This is a genomic window from Photobacterium sp. TLY01 (assembly GCF_021432065.1).
Lineage (GTDB): Bacteria > Pseudomonadota > Gammaproteobacteria > Enterobacterales > Vibrionaceae > Photobacterium > Photobacterium halotolerans_A.
On record NZ_CP090365.1, the window covers coordinates 560775 to 581383 of the forward strand.

Below are 20609 nucleotides of genomic sequence, written 5' to 3' on the forward strand. Positions count from 1 at the left end.
ATAAGAATCAAGAAGGGGAGCAGTATGGCAGGCGATGGAAAACAAAGGCGGGAGCGATTACCTCAGGATGCGCATTTTGACGTGGTCATCGTCGGCGGTGGCATCAACGGCATCAGTGTGTACCGGGAATTGTCCTTGCAGGGGGTGAAAGTCTTGCTGGTGGAGAAAGAAGATTTCTGCAGTAAAGCCAGCGCCGCGCTGTCACGGATGATTCACGGTGGCCTGCGGTATCTGGAGAACGGCGAGTTTGCTTTGGTCAGGGAATCGCTGGCTGAGCGGAACCGTCTGCTGGCCAATGCGCCGCATTATGTGCAGCCGCTGGTCACCACGATTCCGATTTTCTCTCGCTGGTCCGGGCTGTTTTATGCGTTGTTTAACTTCACCGGACTGATGGATAAGCCCAGTCGCCGGGGGGCGCTGGTCATCAAACTGGGGCTGTGGTTTTACGACTTTTTTACCCGTCGTGATCAGCGTCTGCCCAGGCACCGTTTCTTTTCGCAGTCTGAAACGGCAGCCCGCTGGCCACAGTTCGATCCCGCGGTGGCCTGCAGCGCCGATTACTACGATGCCTGGATCAGTGCACCTGAGCGTCTGGCAATGGAGGTGCTGAGCGACACGGGTGAGCAAAGCGACAGTCTGGCCTGTAACTATACCGAGCTGCTGTCGCGGGACGGTCAGTGTTTTACGTTGCGCGATACGCTGACGGGTGAAACGGTGACGGTCACAGCGGACAAACTGGTGAACGCCACCGGTGCCTGGGTGGATCAGACCAACGATCGTCTGGGACTGGCCTCGGGCTATCTGCAGGGGACCAAAGGCTCGCACATTATTGTCCGGCACCCAGAGTTACTGGCCGAGCTGGACGGGCACATGGTGTTTTACGAGAACCCGGAAGGGCGGGTGTGCATTCTCTTTCCCTACTACGGCAATGTACTGATCGGTTCGACAGATATTCCTGTGGCGGATCTGGATGCCGTGACCTGTACCGATGAGGAAATTGACTACATGCTCGATTCACTCAAAGCCGTGTTTCCCGCCCTGGTCATTCAGCGGCAAGACATCGTCTATCAGTTCAGCGGTGTGCGTCCGCTGCCCTCGGTGAAAACCTCGACCACAGGGCAGATCCCGCGCAGTCATGCACTGCGGGTAGACAGCACACAAGACGATCTGGTGCGTCTGTACTCGCTGATCGGCGGTAAGTGGACAACATTTCGTGCCTTCGGAGAAGAAGTGGCCGATCAGATTTTATCGGATATGGCGCACCCCCGCCGGATCTCGACAGCCGAGCGGCCTATCGGCGGCGGCAGGGATTTCCCGCAGACTGATATCGAACGCAAAGCCTTTACTAAAGCGGCCCAGGCCAATTACGGCCTGAGCGACGCCAGAGCAGAGGTGCTGCTGCAACGTTACGGCACTCAGTGTCTGGCGGTGATGGCCTATCTCGCTGACGGTGAGGATGCCATGCTGATCAGCCTGCCGGATTACTCACGGCGCGAGCTGATGTACCTGATTGAACACGAGGCGGTGTGCCGCTCGCTGGATCTGCTGCAGCGCCGCACCTCAGTGGCGATCGAAGGGCGGATAGACAATTCGGTCCTGGCTGAAGTCACCGAGCTGGTGGCCGCGACGCTGGGCTGGAACGAACAACAAACGAAACAGGATCTGGCAGAAAGTTGTCGTCAGTTGCAACGACTTCATGGTCTGGACATCAGTGCCGAACAGGTAAAACACATCTGGACCACATCTTTTTCAGGAGGAAACTATGTATATCAGTAAGAAAGTAAGGATGAACCGGCTGTTTAACAATGGCCGCTGTCTGGACGTGGCACTGGATCACGGGGTGTGTAACGAGCCGTCTTTTCTCGATGGTCTGGAAAACATGGACTCGGTAGTCAGCCAGCTGGTGGAAGCCAAACCGGACGCGATTCAGATGAACTATGGTCAGTGCGACCTGCTGCAAAACGTGGACGGCAAAGACAAACCGGCGCTGGTGATGCGTCTGGATATGGGCAATCCGTACAACACCATCCGTCACCGTCATATGTGGGCTGTGATGCAAAATGATCAGGAGCCTGTGCTGCAGGCGCTGCAAATGGATGCGGCCTGCGTGGTGGTTAACCTGTTTATGCTGCCTGATGAGCCGGATCTGTTCCGCCAGTGTGTGGTCAATATCAGCAAGGTGAAAAACGACTGTGACAAATACGGCATGCCGCTGATGATCGAACCGCTGGTGATGCAGCCGGCCAGTTCCGGGAAAGCCTATGCGGTCGACGGGGATGCGGAAAAAATCGTGACTCTGGTGCGTCTGGCCCGCGAGTTGGGTGCCGACATCATCAAAGCCGATCCAACGGCTGATGCGGCGGAATTCCACCGTGTGGTCGAAGCGGCACGTTGTCCTGTACTGGTGCGTGGCGGCGGTAAAGAAGATGTGGAAGTGGTCTTCAGCAAGGCACGTCAACTGCTGGATCAGGGCGCACTGGGTATGGTGTACGGCCGGAATATTTACCAGCATCCGAACCCGAGCCGCATCGTGCAGGCTTTCATGGCGATGATCCACAACAACGCCAGCGTGTCGGATGCTCTGGCGATTTATCAGCAGCAGTAATTTTTCACGGTCAGCAAGAAAAGGAAGCAAGCAATGACACCATACGTACTGGGCATAGACTGCGGAAACACGGGAATAAAAGTGGCGCTCTTTGATTTACAGGGCCGCGAAATCGGTGCGCTGGGCGACAAAGTGGCGACGTTTTTTCCTGCACCGGGTTTTGCTCAGTGCGATATGGCAGCGTTGTGGACGCAGTGCGCGGCCCTGATTCGCCGCTTACTGGACGAATGGGCTGTGAAGCCTGAGCAGGTGGCGGCGGTCGGGTGCAGTGGTCACGGCAACGGCCTGTACCTGCTGGATCACGAGGCGATGCCTTTGCTGGCGATCAAATCGCTCGATTGCCGCGCGAACGATCTGGTGCAGACAATAAAAAATCAGCCCGACTATGATTTGATTCAGGAACTGAACCGTCAGGGCGTGTGGCCGGCACAATCGGCGACACTGCTGTGCTGGCTCAAACAGTACCACCCGGAGACTTACCAGAGTATTGGCAGTGTCCTGTTCTGTAAGGACTATCTGAACTTTTGTCTGACCGGCGAGATCGCGACTGAATACGGCGATCTCAGTGCGTCGGGTTTATATGATTTTTCAGCCGGTGAAGCTTCGGCCGTGCTGCTCACCGCATTAAATATCCCAGAGATGCAGCAGGCAATCCCAGAGATCAGGGAATGTCAGGATGTCACGGGCCGGGTCAGCCGGGAAGCGGCGGCGTTAACCGGACTGGCAGAAGGCACGCCTGTGGTCAGTGGCTGTTTTGATATCGTGGCCTGCGCCATGGGTTCCGGAGTCTGGCAAAGTCAGGCGGCTTCTGTGATTGCCGGTTCCTGGAGCATCAATCAGGTGGTCTCAGACACCCTGCCGGGCAGGGATGTCTTTATGGCCTGCCATTTTCCCGGCCAGCGTTATCTGGCGGTGGAGTCGAGTGCGACCTCGGCTTCGAACCTTGAATGGTTCATCTGTGAATTTTTTAAACAAGAGAAACAACAAGCCCAGGCAGACAATCTCGATTTCTTTCAGCAACTCAATGCCCTGGTGGCTGAGACGGTGATCAGTGACGATCTGCCGCTGTTTCACCCGTACCTCTACGGTGGTTGTGACAATCAGCCAGTGCAGGGAAATTTTTTCGGACTGGCCGGATGGCATAAGAAATCGGATTTACTCTACGCCGTCTATGAAGGCATTGTGTTTGGTCACTTAGAACATGTGGGCCAGCTCAGGCGGGCCGGTCAGCAGATTGACTCAGCCGTCCTCAGCGGTGGGGCCGCCAAAAGCCCGGTCTGGAGTCAGCTGTTTGCCGATGTCCTGGATGTGGCGATACAAACCTCAGATTGCAGTGAAGCCGGTGCCAGAGGGGCGGCGATGGCGGCTGCCACAGGGGCTGGTTGTTTTCCGACCCTGCAGCAGGCGGTCGCTGCCATGGCCAAGCTCAACCCCCCGCTATTCCCCCGATCTCAGCAGCAAGCCATACTTCATCAGCGCTACCAGCGCTATCTGGCTGTGTCGAACGCCTTGAAAGGGCTGATGTGATGAATCTCAGGTAATTGATTAAATATCAATCGGTTAAAAACGCTGTTTCGGTGCTTGTCCTGCCGGAACGGCTTTGCCGATCCTGATATTCAACGAATTTGCTCAGCCTCTCATAATTGATTTATTTTGATATTTTTTGTCTCATTTTTATCGATATGTGCTCTATATTAAGTAGAAGATGAAAAGGTGAAAGGACGAAAGGGATGACACAACGAATTGTAATGCCCGGCCTGATGGAAATCGGCGCAGGTGCTCTGGATAACGTGGCAGACATGCTGAAACTACTGTCCTGCCGTCAGCCATTGATCATCAGCGACCGAGTGATGTCCGAGCTGGGTTATGTCCGCCGGGTTGAAATCGCGCTGGCGGCGGTCGGGTTGGAGTGCGGTGTCTTTCTGGAGACCGAGCCGGAGCCGACAGAGGCCTCGATCCTGCCGGCGGTTGATCAGGTGGTGACCGGTCAGTTTGACTGCCTGATTGCACTGGGTGGCGGCAGCGCCATCGACAGCGCGAAAGCCATCGGTCTGCTGGCCCAGCATGGCGGTCAGATGCGTGACTATAAAGTGCCTCATGTAGTGACAGAAGCCATCTTACCTGTGATCGCGATTCCGACCACGGCAGGCACGGGATCGGAGGTGACCCGGGTCACCATCATTACCGATCAGGACACAGACGAAAAAATGCTGTGCATGGGGCCGGGACTGATCCCCAGAGCAGCGATTATCGATTTTGAGCTGACCCTGTCAGTCCCGGCCCGTATCGCTGCCGATACCGGCATTGATGCCCTGACACACGCCATCGAAGCTTATGTCAGTGCCAAAGCCGGGGTGTTTTCCGATCAGCAGGCGTTATCGGCCATGCGTTTGATAGCCCCGAATCTTCGCGAAGCGGTCAACACCCCGGGCAACCATGAGGCGAAAGAGAAGCTGATGCTGGGGGCTACGCTGGCTGGTATCGCCTTCTCCAACGCATCTGTTGCGCTGGTGCATGGCATGAGCCGTCCGATTGGCGCCCATTTCCATGTGCCGCATGGCATGAGCAATGCCATGTTATTACCCGCGATTACCGAGTTTTCTATTCCGGCCAGTCTGCCGCGTTATGCCGACTGCGCCCGTGCGATGGGGCTGGCGGATGACATCGTCAGTGATGAAGAAGCGGTGCAGCGCTTAATGACTGAGCTGACTCAGCTCAACGCTGATCTGCAGGTGCCGGCCATGTCCGACTTCGGGATTGATCAGCACAGGTATGCTGAGCTGCTGGATATCATGGCAGAACAGGCACTGGCATCAGGTTCACCGAATAATAATCCGCGCATTCCGACCAAGAATGAAGTGATTGAACTGTATAAAAAAGTATGGAGTTAATGATGATTGGAAATTACATCAACAGTGAATTCGTGCCGGTGACCTCGGGTCGCAATCTGCCGGTGACGGATCCGGCTACCGGTAAAGTGATTGATCAGGTGGGTCTGTCCAGCGTGGCGGATACCGAGCAGGCGATCGCCAGCGCGGAAGCGGCCTGGCCAGCCTGGGCGCAAATGACCCCGCTCAATCGCTCCCGCATTCTGTTTCGCTTCAAAGCCTTGCTCGAACAGAATATGGACGAGCTGGCGACACTGATCAGCCGTGAGCACGGCAAAGTCCACAGTGATGCCTTAGGTGAGTTAACCCGCGGGCTGGAAGTGGTCGAATTTGCCTGTGGCATTCCGCATCTGCAAAAAGGCGAGCACAGCCGTAATGTCGGCACAGACGTGGATTCGCATTCCATGCTGATGCCGCTGGGCGTGTGCGCGGGGATCACCCCCTTTAATTTCCCGGTCATGGTGCCGATGTGGATGTTTCCGATTGCCCTCGCTACCGGCAATACCTTTGTGCTGAAACCGTCAGAGAAAAACCCGTCGGCAGCATTGAGACTGGCAGAGCTGCTGAGCCAGGCCGGTTTGCCGCCAGGCGTGTTCAATGTTGTGCAAGGCGACAAGGAATCGGTGGATGTACTGCTGAGCGATCCCAGAGTGAAAGCGGTCAGTTTTGTCGGCTCGACACCGATAGCGGAATACATCTATTCGCAGGGCTCGGCACACGGCAAGCGGGTGCAGGCACTGGGCGGCGCGAAAAACCATCTGGTGGTGATGCCGGATGCGGATTTGGATCAGGCGGTCAACGCCCTGATGGGCGCCGCTTTTGGTGCGGCCGGAGAGCGCTGCATGGCGATTTCTGTCGCGGTCGCCATTGGTGACGAAGTGGCCGATAAGCTGGCAGAAAAACTCACCGCCCGTATTCGTGAGTTACGGGTCGGGCCGGGCTATGGTCAGTCGGTTGAGAACGAAATGGGGCCGCTGATCACAGACGATCACATGAAGCGCGTCAGCAGCTACATCGACGCCGGGGAAGCCGAAGGGGCCACGCTGCTGGTGGATGGCCGTGATTATCAGGTGCCCGGCTTTGAAAACGGCTATTACGTCGGCGGCACTTTGTTTGACCATGTCACCCCTGAGATGACGATTTACCGCGAAGAAATCTTCGGGCCTGTGCTGTCTCTGCTGCGTGCCCGGTCGCTGGACGAAGCGCTGACACTGATCAATGAGCATGAATTCGGGAACGGTACGGCGATTTTCACCGCCGACGGGGAAGCCGCACGCCGGTTCAGCGACCAAGTGGAAGTCGGCATGGTGGGTGTCAACGTGCCGATCCCTGTGCCGATGGCGTTCCATTCCTTCGGTGGCTGGAAACGTTCTCTGTTCGGGCCGCTGCACATGCACGGCAGCGATGGGGTACGTTTCTTTACCCGCATGAAAACCATTACCACCCGCTGGCCGAAAAACCAGCAGCAACAGGCTGACTTTGTCATGCCGACCATGAAGTAACACCAAATCAGACCTAAAAGAGCGGCTTCCCAATGCAGGAAGCCGCCTGAATTATCAGCGGCTTTCAGCCGCGACTCAGTTGGCGAAGTTTTGCAGTAATCACGATAAATCAACCCTACTCACTATCCGAGGTTGAGGGGCGTGCAGTGGCAGACCCCAGGCAGTTCAATTCTGCGCTAGTGATACAATAAATCATGGAGATCATTCATGGCTGCAATACGGAAGCGAATGAACCGCTACCCCGGCATACGACCTGTGCTGGGCATGCTTGCCTCGCTCGGACTCAGTGCGTCAGTAATGGCGGCACAGGGCCCCGGACTGGGCAATCTGAACTACAGTTCAGGCGAAACCTACACTCAGGTGTCTTATCCGCTGGTGGATGACACCACTGGATTTCTGCCGCCGGATTATCCCGGCAGTAAACACTATGGCGTGAATGTCATGACCATGCTCAATGGGTACATGGTGGGTATTTTTGCGCCTGACAGTGGCGGCGGTCCCGGTGGCTGGATTGCGCTGGACGCCTCAGACCCGACCAACCTGTCACTGGTTAAGATGGTCTATGAACCCGATACCACTAATCAGTACCGCACCGGCAACGGACTGCGTACCGCGGAATTTCGCGAGCCGCATTCTTTTGGTCTGAGCGAAGGGAATCTGATTGCCATCCAGACCGGGAAAGGGATTGAAATCTGGGATTGGTCTGATGTCAATAATCCCATTCAGGTCTCCAAACTGCCCATCTCAGGCGTGAACTTCGGGGATTATAATAATGTGTCCTGGCAACTGTTCTGGCAGGCCCCTTATCTGTATGTGGCCCGCGGGAATGCCGGCTTAACGATAGTTGACACCAGCAACGTCAGTAATCCTTCCATTGTAAAAACGATCCCGACCTCGCAGCTGGGCGGCTTCAACGTCGGTCCGGTCTTTGTGGTGGGGAACAAGATGTTTCTGTCGAGCATGGAAACCACAGCCGGTTTTTCTATTCTGAATCTGGATGATCCGGAAACCCCAACGCTGGAGAAAACCCTCAGCTCCCTGCCGGAGAAATATTATGCCTCGTGCTGGGATGGTCAATATGCCTTCTTTGGCGCCCGCTCGACCGGCGATAAACTGAGAATCTATGATACAACCACAACGCCGATGACTCTGGTACACGACCAGCTGTCCGGGTTCCAGAATCTGTATTGTAACGTGCAGGATCACAAGCTGTTTCTCGGCAACCAGGACGATATCTCAGTTTTAGATATCAGCAATATCAGCAACATACAGTTATCTGGCAGCGGCTCGCTCAATGCGGCCGGCGGCGATACCGACCATGGTCAGGTGTTTCCGTTCGGCAATATGGTCTGGGTCGGCAATGACCACGGCACAGGCAGTGGCTTAATTGCGCACCAGGCCGGTCCGGACAATACGCCGCCGGCCATTGTTCACAGCAATCCGGCAATCGATTCAACCCTGCAACCCCGATCGTCCCGCGTCGGCATTGTCTTTTCCGACAGCCTGCTGATGGAGTCGGTCAACAGTAATACCTTTACCGTGACCAAACTGGGCAGCAGTACGCCGGTCAGCGGCACCTACAGTGTGAATTTAGGGTTTGCCAACTTCACGCCGGACACCCAGCTCGATGCAGACAGTATCTATATGGTTGAACTGGATGGCATTGAAGATTTTGCCGGTAACCCGCTGCCTGCAACCAGCTACCGTTTCTCTACCGGCTCTGTGGTGGGTCATGATATTTCACTTGGCAGCACGGCTCAGGTGACACTGGGTACGCCCATTTCCTTCTCAGCTTCGGCTTCTCCTTTGCTGGGCGGTAATCTGGAGTATTCCTGGGACTTTGGTGACGGCACACCGCCAACTGCATTTTCCAGCAGCGGTTCAGTCAGTCACACCTACAGCTCGCCCAATCACTGGAATGCCATTGTGACGGTGCGCGAATCAGGCTCACTGACCACAAGCAAAACGCAGCAGCATACAGTGTACAACCCGCTGACGCTGAACACGCCGACGACCGCCAGCACAATCGTGAAAGATGCGAACCGGGTATACGCGGTCAATGAAGATAACGGCACAGTGTCGGCAATCAGCCAGACTTCTCCGTTTGGCAAAGTGTGGGAAACTCAGGTTGGTGAAAAACCCCGCACGCTGGCCATCGCCCCAGACGGCAACCTCTGGGTCGCGAATCAGGACAGCGACAACATCAAAGTATTGTCTCCCACCGGCAGCGTCCTGCATACCATTGATCTGCCGCGCGCCAGCCAGCCGCATGGTGTGGTGTTTACACCGGACGGCAGTGCCGCGCTGGTCACTTTGCAGGCAACCGGTGAAGTGGTCAAAATCAATCCATCGAACCGTACCATTACCGGCACGGTCAGTGTGGGTCAGAGCGCCAGAGGGATCGCCGTCGACAGCGATTCGGCCACTGCACTGGTGACACGCTTCATCTCACCTCAGTCGCATGCTGAAGTCGTGGCCGTGCATATTGGCTCGATGTCGGTGGACACTGTGGTGAATCTGCAGAAAGACACCACGACTGTGGATGGTGAAGACAGAAGCCGCGGGATCCCGAATTATCTCAATGCGGTCACGATTTCACCGGATGGTCAGTCGGCATGGGTGCCGGCGATCAAAGCCAATGTGGATCGCGGTGAGTACAATGAAGGCGATCCGAATCAGGCGCTGACCTTTGAAACCACCCTGCGTGCCATTACCTCGCAGATCAACCTGAATACGCTGGCAGAAGTGCCCAGTCTGCAAATGGACATGGACGACAGGGCACAGCCCAAAGCGCTGGTATTCAGCGAGCTGGGCGATTACGTCTACATTGCGCTGGAAGGGCAGAACAGCGTAGAGGTTCGCGATGCCTATACCCGCGAGCGGGCCAGTGAAATTGCCGATTCGGGTAAAGCGCCACGCGGTTTGGTGAAAGCCGGGAATCTGTTATTTGTGCATAACTTCCTGTCGCGCACCATCTCAGTTCATGATTTAACGCCGTTTGAAAATCAGGGCGAGGCCATTGCCAAACTGGCGGATATTTCGCTGGTGTCGAATGAAACCATGCATCCGCGCGTACTGGCCGGTAAACAGATTTTCTACAACGCCAGCGATGCGCGTATGACCCGTGATGGCTATATCTCGTGTGCCGGCTGTCACACAGACGGTGACAGTGATAACCGAGTCTGGGACTTTACCGACCGCGGTGAAGGGCTGCGCAATACCATCTCGCTGCTCGGCCGTGTCGGCATGGGGAATGGCCGGGTTCACTGGACAGCGAATTTCGATGAAATTCATGACTTTGAAAACGATATTCGTCTGGCGTTTCAGGGCGTGGGTTTTCTGGATGATGCCATCTTCGCGCTGACCTCGGATCCGCTGGGCGCCAACAAAGCCGGTTACAGTGCGGATCTGGATAACCTGGCGTTTTATGTCAGCAGCCTGAATCAGTATCCGCGCAGTCCGTACCGCAATCAGGACGGCAGTCTGACGGCGGCCGCATCGACAGGTAAGACACTGTTCACGCAAAAAGGCTGCGACACCTGCCACAGCGGCGATTTCTATACCGATAACCAGCGTCATGATGTCGGCACCATTCAGGCCTCATCCGGTCAGGGAAGCGGTAATGCACTTGGCGGTGTGGGTTTTGATACACCAACCCTGATTGGCGTATGGTCAACACCGCCTTATTTCCACAACGGACAGGCGGCAACACTCAATGACGTGCTGCAAACCGGTTCCCAGCACAGCGTCAGCAGCGCCAGTGAACGGGCGGCACTTGTTGCCTACCTGGAGCAGATTGAGTACGAAGGGCCGGAAATCGTAGTGCCTGAGCCACCGGCAGAAGCCACAGTGGTGTACCTGAGCGACCTGACAGAAGTGTCATCCAGCAATGGCTGGGGGCCGTTTGAAAAAGATGCCAGCAACGGTGAGGCAGCGGCAGATGACGGCGGCACCATCTCTATTGGTGGTACGCAGTATCAGAAAGGTCTGGGCGTCCATGCTGAGTCTGAAGTGGTGTATGACATCAGCGGTGGAAATTATACCCAGTTCCGTGCCTTCGTCGGTGTCGATGATGAAGTCGGTGGCAGCGGTAGTGTGGTGTTTGAAGTTTGGGTGGATGGTGTGCTGAGTTATCAGAGCGGCACGCTGACCGGTTCAGACACCGCCCAGTATGTCTCCATCAATCTGAACCCTTATAACTATGAGCTGAAACTGGTGGTAACCGGTGCCGGTAACGGTGTCGGCAGTGATCATGCCAGCTGGGGCGATGCCAAACTGCTGCAGTCTTCCGGCCAGAGTCAGTACAGCTATCTCAGCGACATGACTGAAACCGGCACGGTAATCAACGGTTGGGGGCCACTGGAAAAAGACACCAGCAACGGTGAAGACCAGGCCAACGACGGTACGCCGATCACCATCGGCGGTGCGGTCTACAGCAAGGGGCTTGGGGTGCATGCGGATTCAAGCATCACTTATACCCTGATTGCCGGTGAATATGACCAGTTCCAGGCAGTGATTGGTGTGGATGATGAAGTGGGCAATAACGGCAGCGTGGTATTCGAAGTCTGGCTCAACGGCAGTCTGGCCTATCAGAGTGTCACGCTGACCGGCAGCCAGGGACCGGTGAATGTGAATTTGCCGATCCCGTCCAATGTCACTGAGCTGAAATTGGTTGTGGGCACTGCGGGTGATGGCGATGGCTATGACCATGCGGATTGGGCTGATGCGCGGTTGAGGTACGCGAACTAGCGAGTTCCTTTGGGGAGGTGGACTGGCTTGACCACCCGTTTTGCCCGGACAGTGCAGTGCCTGTCCGGGCATTTTTTATTTGCCGTAAATGCAACAATCCGTCATTCCCGCGCAGGCGGGAATCCAGACAGCGAGTGCATTTCTAAAGATTTTGCGGGTATGTCGCGCTTGGGTTCAGTAGCAATCTCAGCATTTGCGAATGCGCGCCAGACACTCTTTGCTGGCCCAAAGCGTGCCCAGAAAAGCCTGTTTGTTCGTTGGTGTGGTCCGGGTCGGTTGTAGGCGCTCCCGGCGCCGACAACCTAAAAATTCGTCCTGAATTTTTCCCTGGGGGAGTGGTAATGGTTAGATTCAAGCTGGAACTGCCCCATTGTTGGTTAGAGGGACAGGGCAGTGCCTGTCCGGGTATTTTTTATTTGCTCGGCGAAACGGGAAAACCCTTCAGGTCGCTCGTCTGCGGGCGAAGACATTGCAAATCAAGGCTGTTGTACTGATTTGTTGGCTCAAATCACACTGTGGGTGATTCAATGCAGTAATCCTTAAACCGTGTTCTAGTCTTGGAAACGGGAGATTCAGGGGTTCTTGATAGAGCGCTTTGACGGTAGCGTGGTTTTGGGGAATTCTGAAGTTCTTGCGGGTATGTCGCGCTTGGGTTCAGTGACAATCTCACCATTTTCGAATGCGCGCCAGACACTCTTTGTTGGCCCAATGTATGGTCCGGGTCGGTTGTAGGCGCTCCCGGCGCCGACAACCTAAAAATTCGTCCTGAATTTTTCCCTGGGGGAGTGGAACTGTTTGGGCTTGTAACTCGTTATTGCCCCTTTCCAATTTAGGTTATTTATTCCATCACTCATCACCGATGGAGTCTTGACTTGCTTTTTTAATTTATACCTTTCGGCTATCTCAGTCGTGTCCCCCCAACGCAAGCCATTATTGCGACAGGGCGCGAGCATACTTCGTTCAATTCTTGTTCAAGTGGTGAACGAGCTTAAAATCTAGGCCAATTTTTACGAAAATTGCCGAGAAGATGAAAAATTTTAAGTTCAATAAATGCACGAGGTGTTCATTTTCTGAGCGAGTAAGTTAGTATGCTCTCACCATGATTATGGCGACAGCATGAAGTTGTTAGCTTTTTAGACTTGGTTCACTTTGTATTAGAGTGGATGTACCTACGCATATTGTTTTATGGCCTATGTTTATACCCAAAGAAAAGATGTTATAATTACTCTATTAGAATGCATTGGTCTGAAAGCGCAATCGAAGGCAGCATCTGTGCAACGTATAACATCACCGAACACATGAAGATCGAAGCTTGTTTAAAAGCAAGCCTGCCACTAACTCGAAACACAAACGAAGAGAAAAAGACAAAAAAGACAAAAACTAAACATGAGGCAAAGCTTATGAAGAAAAATCACATCAAGACAAACCTTACAGTTGCTGCTCTCTCACTTGCGTTAGTATGGGGTACTGAATTTCAGATTCAGACCAATGCTTTTTGATTCAAACTGTTACCTGATAATCAATCGTTCCTGAGATATTCCGCGTATTTTTCAAACTCTTGGAGCATTGATTTCCTTGGCTGCGGCGCAGCATGGTTGTCGGAAGACAATATAGTATGTTCGATTCCAATAAAGTCTGTCCAAAACTCATTTAACGTGTCTATGAATACTAGATCTTACCAGATCATGGGGCGCATACGCTTGAGTTTAGACAATTACACAGAAATTAAGTAGTCCTGTTTGTTAGCAACGTTTGTTCAGAGCAAACATTACTAACAAACTTCATTTAAATAGATTTTGATAAAACTCTTCTAAAATGAATATTATTCCATCACTGTATGCTCAAGCAGCTCTTCATTAAATGAAGAAATTAGTGTTGTTCTAGGGTTTCTCTGTTCTTTGAGAAGATCTTGTGTTTCTGAAAGGCAAGCGAACATACGATCTAACAATTGTGAATCATTACTTTTAGACTGTCTTAATTGTTTTGATGTCGTAATTAAATCCTGACAAGTCTTTGAACTAATGTCACCGGCATTGATTGCAAATATTAATATCTTCGCCTTCTTGTCGATAGCAGAAAGCCTATCACAAATATCAACCAAACGATTTAACACTTGTTGACTTTCGGACTTGAACTTCTCACGGTCTCTACGACTCCGTTTAGTTTTCACATAGCTCTCAAATGCGTTGTGCAAAGTGTCCAAAGCTGAACGAACATTTGGTGATGTATCTGCAATACTTTTGGCTACTGAAAGATAACGATCAGCCCAGCGAGCATAATTGAGTCCTGAATTATTAGCTAATTGACATACTTCTAAAATAGTTGCAGAAGATTCATGTTCAACTACATGAGTATACCATTGCTCAAAAAAGTCTACTTTTCTCTGTCCTTTAGCATATGCGTTATGGAAAGCTGCGCTAATAACTCCTTTGTCAGCGTCTGGATCTGCGAATTCAATTGCAGCAGAAAGAAAATGTAAATCTTTGTTTTCTTTATATTCAGGAAGCTGAATAAGCGCACTTAATGTTTCTCTTGCTTCACTGAACTTGTTCTCCTTTAACAAAGCGTTACACTGTCTAACGGCCTCTCCAACTCTTGGTTGATATTTTTTAGAGTTAGACTGTAAGCCATGAGAAACACGACTCACTCGTTGTAAAAATGCTTTTGCATCAGGTAGAAGTTGATCTATTAGGCTTAAAACCAAATTTGATATCGAAGATGAAGACTCAAAGCGTGGTTCAGATTCAATAAACGGTACACTATTTAAAAGGAATAATAAATCTAACTCTTGAAGAGCATCACTTATTTCTATACGTTCAAGCTCTGTCATTTGATGCAACTCTGTCTTTGAACAACTACCGACAGAACATACTGTAGCTAGCACTCTCTTTGCATTGACAGACAGTTCACTTACTTCTTTTTTCAAAGCCGCTTCTCTAACTGCCTCGCCACTTTTATTTTCCCATTCGCTAATAGCATCATTTAATGAGCTACCAAGTTTATATAACCTTAGTATAGATTCTGTAAATAACGGGGAGCCTTCAGACGCAGCCTCAAGCTTTCTTATATTCCTATCATTAAGCCTTGGCAAACTTAGACGTGAACATAAACTGGCTACAAGATCTGTATACTCTTCTCCCATCATACCAGGGACGACAATCGATGTATCAGCAGAATAAATAGTGTTAACTCGTGTGGTCAATAGTACTTTTGAGCGCTCAGATGAAATTAATCGAGCTGCTTCTAGTATGCGTTTTTGCTCATCGGGGATATTTGAATCAACATCATCAATAACCACAAAAGATGGATAGTCTTCCAAATTTCTCTTTGCTAGTTTAATTAACTGATTGGTTGATAGGTCATCCAATTCACTAGGTAGCGAACCTGTTCTCAAACATATTTCGATTAAAAGTGTATCGAGATCATTATAGTGGGTTTCAGGCATGCCAATATATTGATTGAAACCAGCCTTAAATTGTTTACTTTTAGCTGTTAACCAGATTATTTGTTCGATACCCTCTACCCTAGAATTTATCAATAACTGACAAAACTCATAAGCTATCGAGGTTTTCCCCTTACCGCCGTCGGCTGCAAGTACTTTAGAATGCTGTAGATCATCTGCTAACCAAGCCCACAGCTCTTCTAGGATTGTAAATCGGCCAACAAACACAGGACAAATAAAAGATTTATCTGGTAAATTATTTTGTATAAATGTCTGAGGTAGGACTTTGGAGCGTTCTATTTCTGAAAACGCTCTCGGGCTAGAAATGAATACAAAATCGTCATTACTTACAACCTGCTTACATTCATCCTCTGTGCGAAAATAAATTGCAAACTTGTCTAATATGGATTTTTTCCCATCACTTGCATCTATAATCGGGGACAAAGACCTTTCATAGTGTTTTCTTTTGGGTACATAAAGAATACCGAATAATTTTTCTGTGCCGCTTACTGTTAGCTTTATCTCTTGATAAGCAATAGAGATTCTACGTCCAAAGTACTTATCAAATTGCCCACGAAGCTTTTGTAAATCAATCTGATTTGCTTCAATACCGACTGCTTGAAATTTTGTATCTTTAATTAATTCATCAATGCCATAAATGATGTAACCACCATAGGTGTTATAAAGGCTAACAATGCTTTTAAGAGTTTTTTTGTAACCATTGGATGAAGAGTCAAAAGTAAGTTTGTAATCCCACAATATGGTTTCAAGTGGCACAACATTACCAGATGTATCGATCAGTTCGTTAAGTACTATCTCGGAAATAGTACCTTCGCCAATCATGTGATTGATATTGTTTTTTATTAATTCGATATCCATCAAATTTGTCCGTAAAGAAGTAGTATCCTGATTTTTTTATGATATTAAATGACTAAGAAGGTATGGGTCAACCCCGCCGCGTTTTAGTAATTGTTGTGAAGTGTGGTGGCTAATCGACTTTGTCTACTTATTTTGAGGCTTTGCAATACCTAACTTAATCCGTTATGTACTAATTTAGCAATGGTACTGACATGTTTCTGTCCAAAAGCGAGTTTGCTAGCACTTACACTACTCTAGGGAAAAATTCATGGATGAATTTTTAGGTTGTCGGCGCCGGGAGCGCCTACAACCGGCCCGGACAAGATCAACGGACAAACAGGCATTTCTGGGCACTCTTTGAGCCAGCAAAGAGTGTCTGGCGCGCGTCACACCGTGGCGAGGGAAGCACTAAACTCAAGCGCGACATACCTTCAAGCCTCACGCAAACCTCCAGCCACAGCACCCCAAAAATTACAAGAAACCCACTTCTCTAGGGAATCATTTGGTTTGAAACTCGTTATTGCACCGAAACGAGTTAGGGCAATTACTCGTCATCAAATATACGGTCAGGTTTTCTCTTATTTTTGCGAATGCTAACACTGTCTGGATGACAGAACTGACCATGCAGTTATATACAGTTATGATAAACCCTTGCCTTGCGTGATTTCCGTCACAAACCAATAGTTGTAGTAAATCTGCCAGATGTATCTTGCATTTTCACTGTGTTCCCCTTCATTTTGTCATCTGCCTAATATCCCATCAAAATGCTATTTTTATGCCTTGTTTCTACGTGGTTTTTATCCCTGTTAGGTGTTGCTGCTGTCAAGGGCAGTAATAGAAGAGGCGATGAGTATGCGCTATGAGTTAATTGAATCACACAGGTTATCGCTGAGTGATTTACATCGGGTTCTCAGCCCAGACAGTGCGATGTGGCACATTCGGGGCGAATTCGGTATTCAGGTTAAAGGTGTCGATGGGCTGCCGTTGCAAGACGGAAAATCACGTGATGACATCCTTCGCAAAATTCAGAGTGGAGATCTGCTTGTGCTGGGGGACAGAGGCGACTTGTATGATGCTTCAGGTAATCTGAAATCGCATTTACCTTTCGGATTTTCCAGTCGAATTCGGTCTTTGCAGAGAACTGCACGGACAACCCGGCATGTTAAGGCGAATTACGCTCCCTTCGACCCAGATACAAATATTTACGAGGCGGTATCTGAGGTCGCCTCGCGTGCTGTGGGCGCCGGTAAGCAGTTCGTAAACGACTTTGTCAGGCACCAGGCTGCCCAATTAGGCGAACACCTGGCTGATGAAGGTGTCATTGTTGCCACCAGCACGGAAACTGGGGAAGTATTGAGTCCAAAGGAGGTCTCACAAGTTTATATCGACAGTGCTCATAAGGCGGTTCAAATTGATGGGGAACTGGAGCAGGAGGGGGCTGATTTCCTGAAGCGGCATGAGAGCTATCATGCCATAGTTCCCATTTTTAGTCTGGCCGCGAGTGGCGGGAAAGGGGTTTTCAAATTAGCAACCAATCCGGGGATGCTGAAAGATCTCGTCACGGCGGCGATCCGCGATGCCCGGAGTGTGGAAGAAGCAATTGGCCAGTTGGGTATGGAACATGCTAAACAACGGCTTGGTATTACCAACCACCCGGATTATATCAACCGGTATCACGGGCCAGATTGTATTGGCCTGGATAAAGACTGCATGTTGGTAGAAATCGAAAGTAAGGCAACCTCTGGCCCTAGCAAGGCTGTAGCAGTCAATACGAGTAATATGAAGCAAGGGTCTTCGGCTAAAAATAGACTTCGTGGTAGCACCATAAAAAGAAAGCGAAGAAAAGTTGGCATTCCATCCAATCGACAAGGTGGCCCATACACCCAATCTGAAATCGGCTTATGGGCTGAAATTGAAGATCTCGAAGGCAATAAGCGGCATTTAGTTGTTAATACAGATATCACATCTGGGAATGTTCGTGTTTATGAACAGGATGCCATGGGCAACATAGTTGATACAATTGATAATTTCCAGATTGAACATTACGACGAATCTCGGGAAATGATCAAGGAAAGCTTTAGGAACCGATAACATGAAACAACCAACAATCGAATCGATTAATGACTGGATAGAAGATAGCTATGAGTCATTAGCACGCAAAGACCGTCTTGCACAGGAAGGGTTCCGGGAAAAACATAATCTTCCTTTGGAGGGTTTGTACAGAACAAAGGGAGAATATTATCAAGATATCGCTATATGTCAGGCACTGCTCGGCGACAAAGACAAAGCCCGTGAAGCACTCTATCTGTCCGTAGAATACGGCATCGTTCCATACCGTATGGCATATGACGAACATTGCGACTTGCGACATCAAACAGCGAAGCCAGGGCAAAATCATTATATGAGTCTGCCAGAAACAACGGCTCAACTTTATGCGATGGCAGCTTTGGATGATGAAGGATTCAATAAAGACAATTTACGCTTCGTACGTCTGATGGAATCAATTGAAAATGATACCGAATCTTTAGAAATGGTTCAGACAGTCCGGGCGCTATGCTTCATGATGGATGAAGACAAAGATGCTGCTGCTGAAGCAGTCTTGAAAATTGCTCTTGACCACAGTCAAGTCCACCCAGTGAAAGGTGGCTGGCGGGCAAGAACTTATGTCATTAATCTGGGACTTTGGGGTATCGTCCGGAAAGAACAAAATACCTTTGATGAAGCTTTGGGTCTGCTGTTGAAAAATTATGAAAAGGAATCAAAAGGTGAAATGCGTGATATGCCTGGGGCTTATGTATGCCTGATTGCTGTAGGCCTAATTAAATTGGCCCGTCGCTATGGCTTGACGTATGAAGACAAACATCCTCTGATTCCATCAGCTTTGCTTTGAGGTGTTTATTGCTTAGCTTGAGCTTTTTTGTCTGTAGTGGCAAAGATAATTTGACCACTCTGGATGCTCTATGATTCGTAACTCGACAATGTCCAAAAACCAGTTTCGAAACCAAAGAAACCCACATCCCCAGGGAAAAATTCAGGACGAATTTTCAGGTTGTCGGCGCCGGGAGCGCCTACAACCGGCCCGGACAACAGCAATTGACAAACAGGCATTTCTGGGCACTCTTTGTGCCCGCAAAGAGTGTCTGGCGCGCATACTAAAATGCTGAAATTGGCACGGAACGTAAGCGCGACATACCTTCAAGCCTCACGCAAACCTCCAGCCACAGCACCTCAACAATCACAAGAAACCCACTCCCCCAGGGAAAAATTCAGGACGAATTTTTAGGTTGTCGGCGCTGGGAGCGCCTACAACCGGCCCGGGCAACAGCAACGGACAAACAGGCATTTCTGGGCACTCTTTGAGCCAGCAAAGAGTGTCTGGCGCGCATACTAATATGCTGAAATTGGCACGGAACGTAAGCGCGACATACCTTCATGTCTTACTTAAAGCACCAACCACAGCCCCCAGAAATCACATAAAACCATTTCCCCAGGGAAAAATTCAGGACGAATTTTTAGGTTGTCGGCGCCGGGAGCGCCTACAACCGTCCCGGACAACAGCAACGGACAAACAGGCATTTCTGGGCACTCTTTGAGCCAGCAAAGAGTGTCTGGCGCGCGCCACACCATGGCGAGGGAAGCACTGAACCCAAGCGCGACATACCAGACAGACTTTAAAGAGAACACACCCCACTTCCCGAACCTAATATTGATCACCCAGAATGATCCGTATAACCTGAACTGAAACAACACTCTAAGAATCATTATGAGCACAAGTAAGCCCATTACCCGAAAAGAAAAAGGCTCGACGATTGAGCGTGTCTTACGGATTTTATCCTTTATTTCCGAGCACGAAGGCCAGTACGATCAGAATGAACTGGCTGAGGCGATGGATCTCCCCAAACTGGCGACTGCGAAACTGCTGGCCCAGTTAAAGGATCTTGGCATTCTGCGCGAAAACATGCTGAGAAAAGTCATTGCCGGACCCGAGTTCAGACAAATGGCGCTGGCCGTGCTGCGCAACAAGGTGTTTGAGTCACAGCGCCTGAAAGTGCTGGAAAGGCTCTCGGCGCTGATTGGCGAAACCTGTGGCATCTCTGTGCCGAACGGCATCGAAATGCTGTACTTTGAGCGGGTTCAGACCAACTGGCCTTTGCAGATCAGCCTGCCGGTCGGCAGCTCAGTGCCGCTGGCGGCGACAGCGTCCGGCAAATTGTATCTGGCGACCTTGCCCGACAGTGTGCGCCGGGTGATTCTGGATAACATTGCGCTGGAAGTCTTCACCGAGCATACCCTGGTTGATAAAGCACAGCTTGAGCATGAGCTGGCTGTTATCCGTGAACTGGATTATGGCCGGGATAATGGCGAATTCATTGATGGTATGGCTGCGGTTTCCGTGCCGATTGCCCGCGATGGCTTGCTGCTGGGGTTCCTGTTCTGTCACAGCCCGGTTGTCCGTCACTCCCTGCTGGATCTGGAAACCTTTGTGCCGCTGATGCAAGAAGCTGCAGATGAGATTATGGCGATGATGCTGACCGGCGATTAGCCGGCAGCAGCCTGAGCTGTGA

The 20609-nt window shown here is 50.7% G+C and carries 10 protein-coding genes; 9 read left to right on the plus strand and 1 reads right to left on the minus strand.

All coding sequences use genetic code 11. From position 1 onward, the window contains the following. The first annotated feature begins 24 nt into the window (after positions 1 to 24). From LN341_RS18065 to LN341_RS18090, 6 genes are all read left to right on the plus strand, one after another. Entirely contained in the window at positions 25 to 1776 is a 1752-nt protein-coding gene (locus tag LN341_RS18065; RefSeq protein ID WP_046221722.1) for a glycerol-3-phosphate dehydrogenase/oxidase, read from the plus strand. Then, the gene (locus LN341_RS18070) at positions 1763 to 2605 is read left to right on the plus strand and encodes a class I fructose-bisphosphate aldolase (protein ID WP_046221721.1); all 843 of its coding nucleotides are present in this window, start codon (positions 1763 to 1765) and stop codon (positions 2603 to 2605) included. The genes LN341_RS18065 and LN341_RS18070 overlap by 14 nt, the downstream gene beginning before the upstream one ends. 33 nt (positions 2606 to 2638) lie before the next feature. Beyond that, complete coding sequence (locus tag LN341_RS18075; RefSeq protein ID WP_234206488.1) at positions 2639 to 4132, plus strand: FGGY-family carbohydrate kinase; 1494 nt, start codon at positions 2639 to 2641, stop codon at positions 4130 to 4132. 203 nt (positions 4133 to 4335) lie between these two features. Continuing rightward, a complete protein-coding gene (locus tag LN341_RS18080; RefSeq protein WP_046221719.1) occupies positions 4336 to 5496 on the plus strand; it encodes an iron-containing alcohol dehydrogenase in 1161 nt (386 codons plus the stop codon). Between the two features lie 2 nt (positions 5497 to 5498). Beyond that, on the plus strand, positions 5499 to 6995 hold the full coding sequence (locus tag LN341_RS18085) for a CoA-acylating methylmalonate-semialdehyde dehydrogenase (protein ID WP_046221718.1): 1497 nt from the start codon (positions 5499 to 5501) through the stop codon (positions 6993 to 6995). A 207-nt stretch (positions 6996 to 7202) separates the two neighbouring features. Beyond that, positions 7203 to 11744 (plus strand): NPCBM/NEW2 domain-containing protein, encoded by a 4542-nt coding sequence (locus LN341_RS18090; protein WP_234206490.1) that lies wholly within the window; start codon positions 7203 to 7205, stop codon positions 11742 to 11744. Positions 11745 to 13566: 1822 nt separating this feature from the next. Here LN341_RS18090 and LN341_RS18095 read toward each other — a convergent pair. Next, the gene (locus tag LN341_RS18095) at positions 13567 to 16065 is read right to left on the minus strand and encodes an ATP-binding protein (protein WP_234206492.1); all 2499 of its coding nucleotides are present in this window, start codon (positions 16063 to 16065) and stop codon (positions 13567 to 13569) included. An 831-nt stretch (positions 16066 to 16896) separates the two neighbouring features. Between LN341_RS18095 and LN341_RS18100 the strand changes: the two genes are divergently transcribed. The 3 genes from LN341_RS18100 to LN341_RS18110 all read left to right on the plus strand — a co-directional run bounded on the left by LN341_RS18100 (position 16897) and on the right by LN341_RS18110 (position 20587). Then, the gene (locus LN341_RS18100; RefSeq protein WP_234206494.1) at positions 16897 to 18135 is read left to right on the plus strand and encodes a hypothetical protein; all 1239 of its coding nucleotides are present in this window, start codon (positions 16897 to 16899) and stop codon (positions 18133 to 18135) included. 1 nt (position 18136) lies between these two features. Next, positions 18137 to 18934, plus strand: coding sequence for an immunity 49 family protein (locus LN341_RS18105; protein ID WP_234206495.1), 798 nt, complete (start codon positions 18137 to 18139; stop codon positions 18932 to 18934). A gap of 873 nt (positions 18935 to 19807) precedes the next feature. Further along, positions 19808 to 20587 (plus strand): IclR family transcriptional regulator, encoded by a 780-nt coding sequence (locus LN341_RS18110; RefSeq protein ID WP_234206497.1) that lies wholly within the window; start codon positions 19808 to 19810, stop codon positions 20585 to 20587. Positions 20588 to 20609 lie beyond the last annotated feature (22 nt).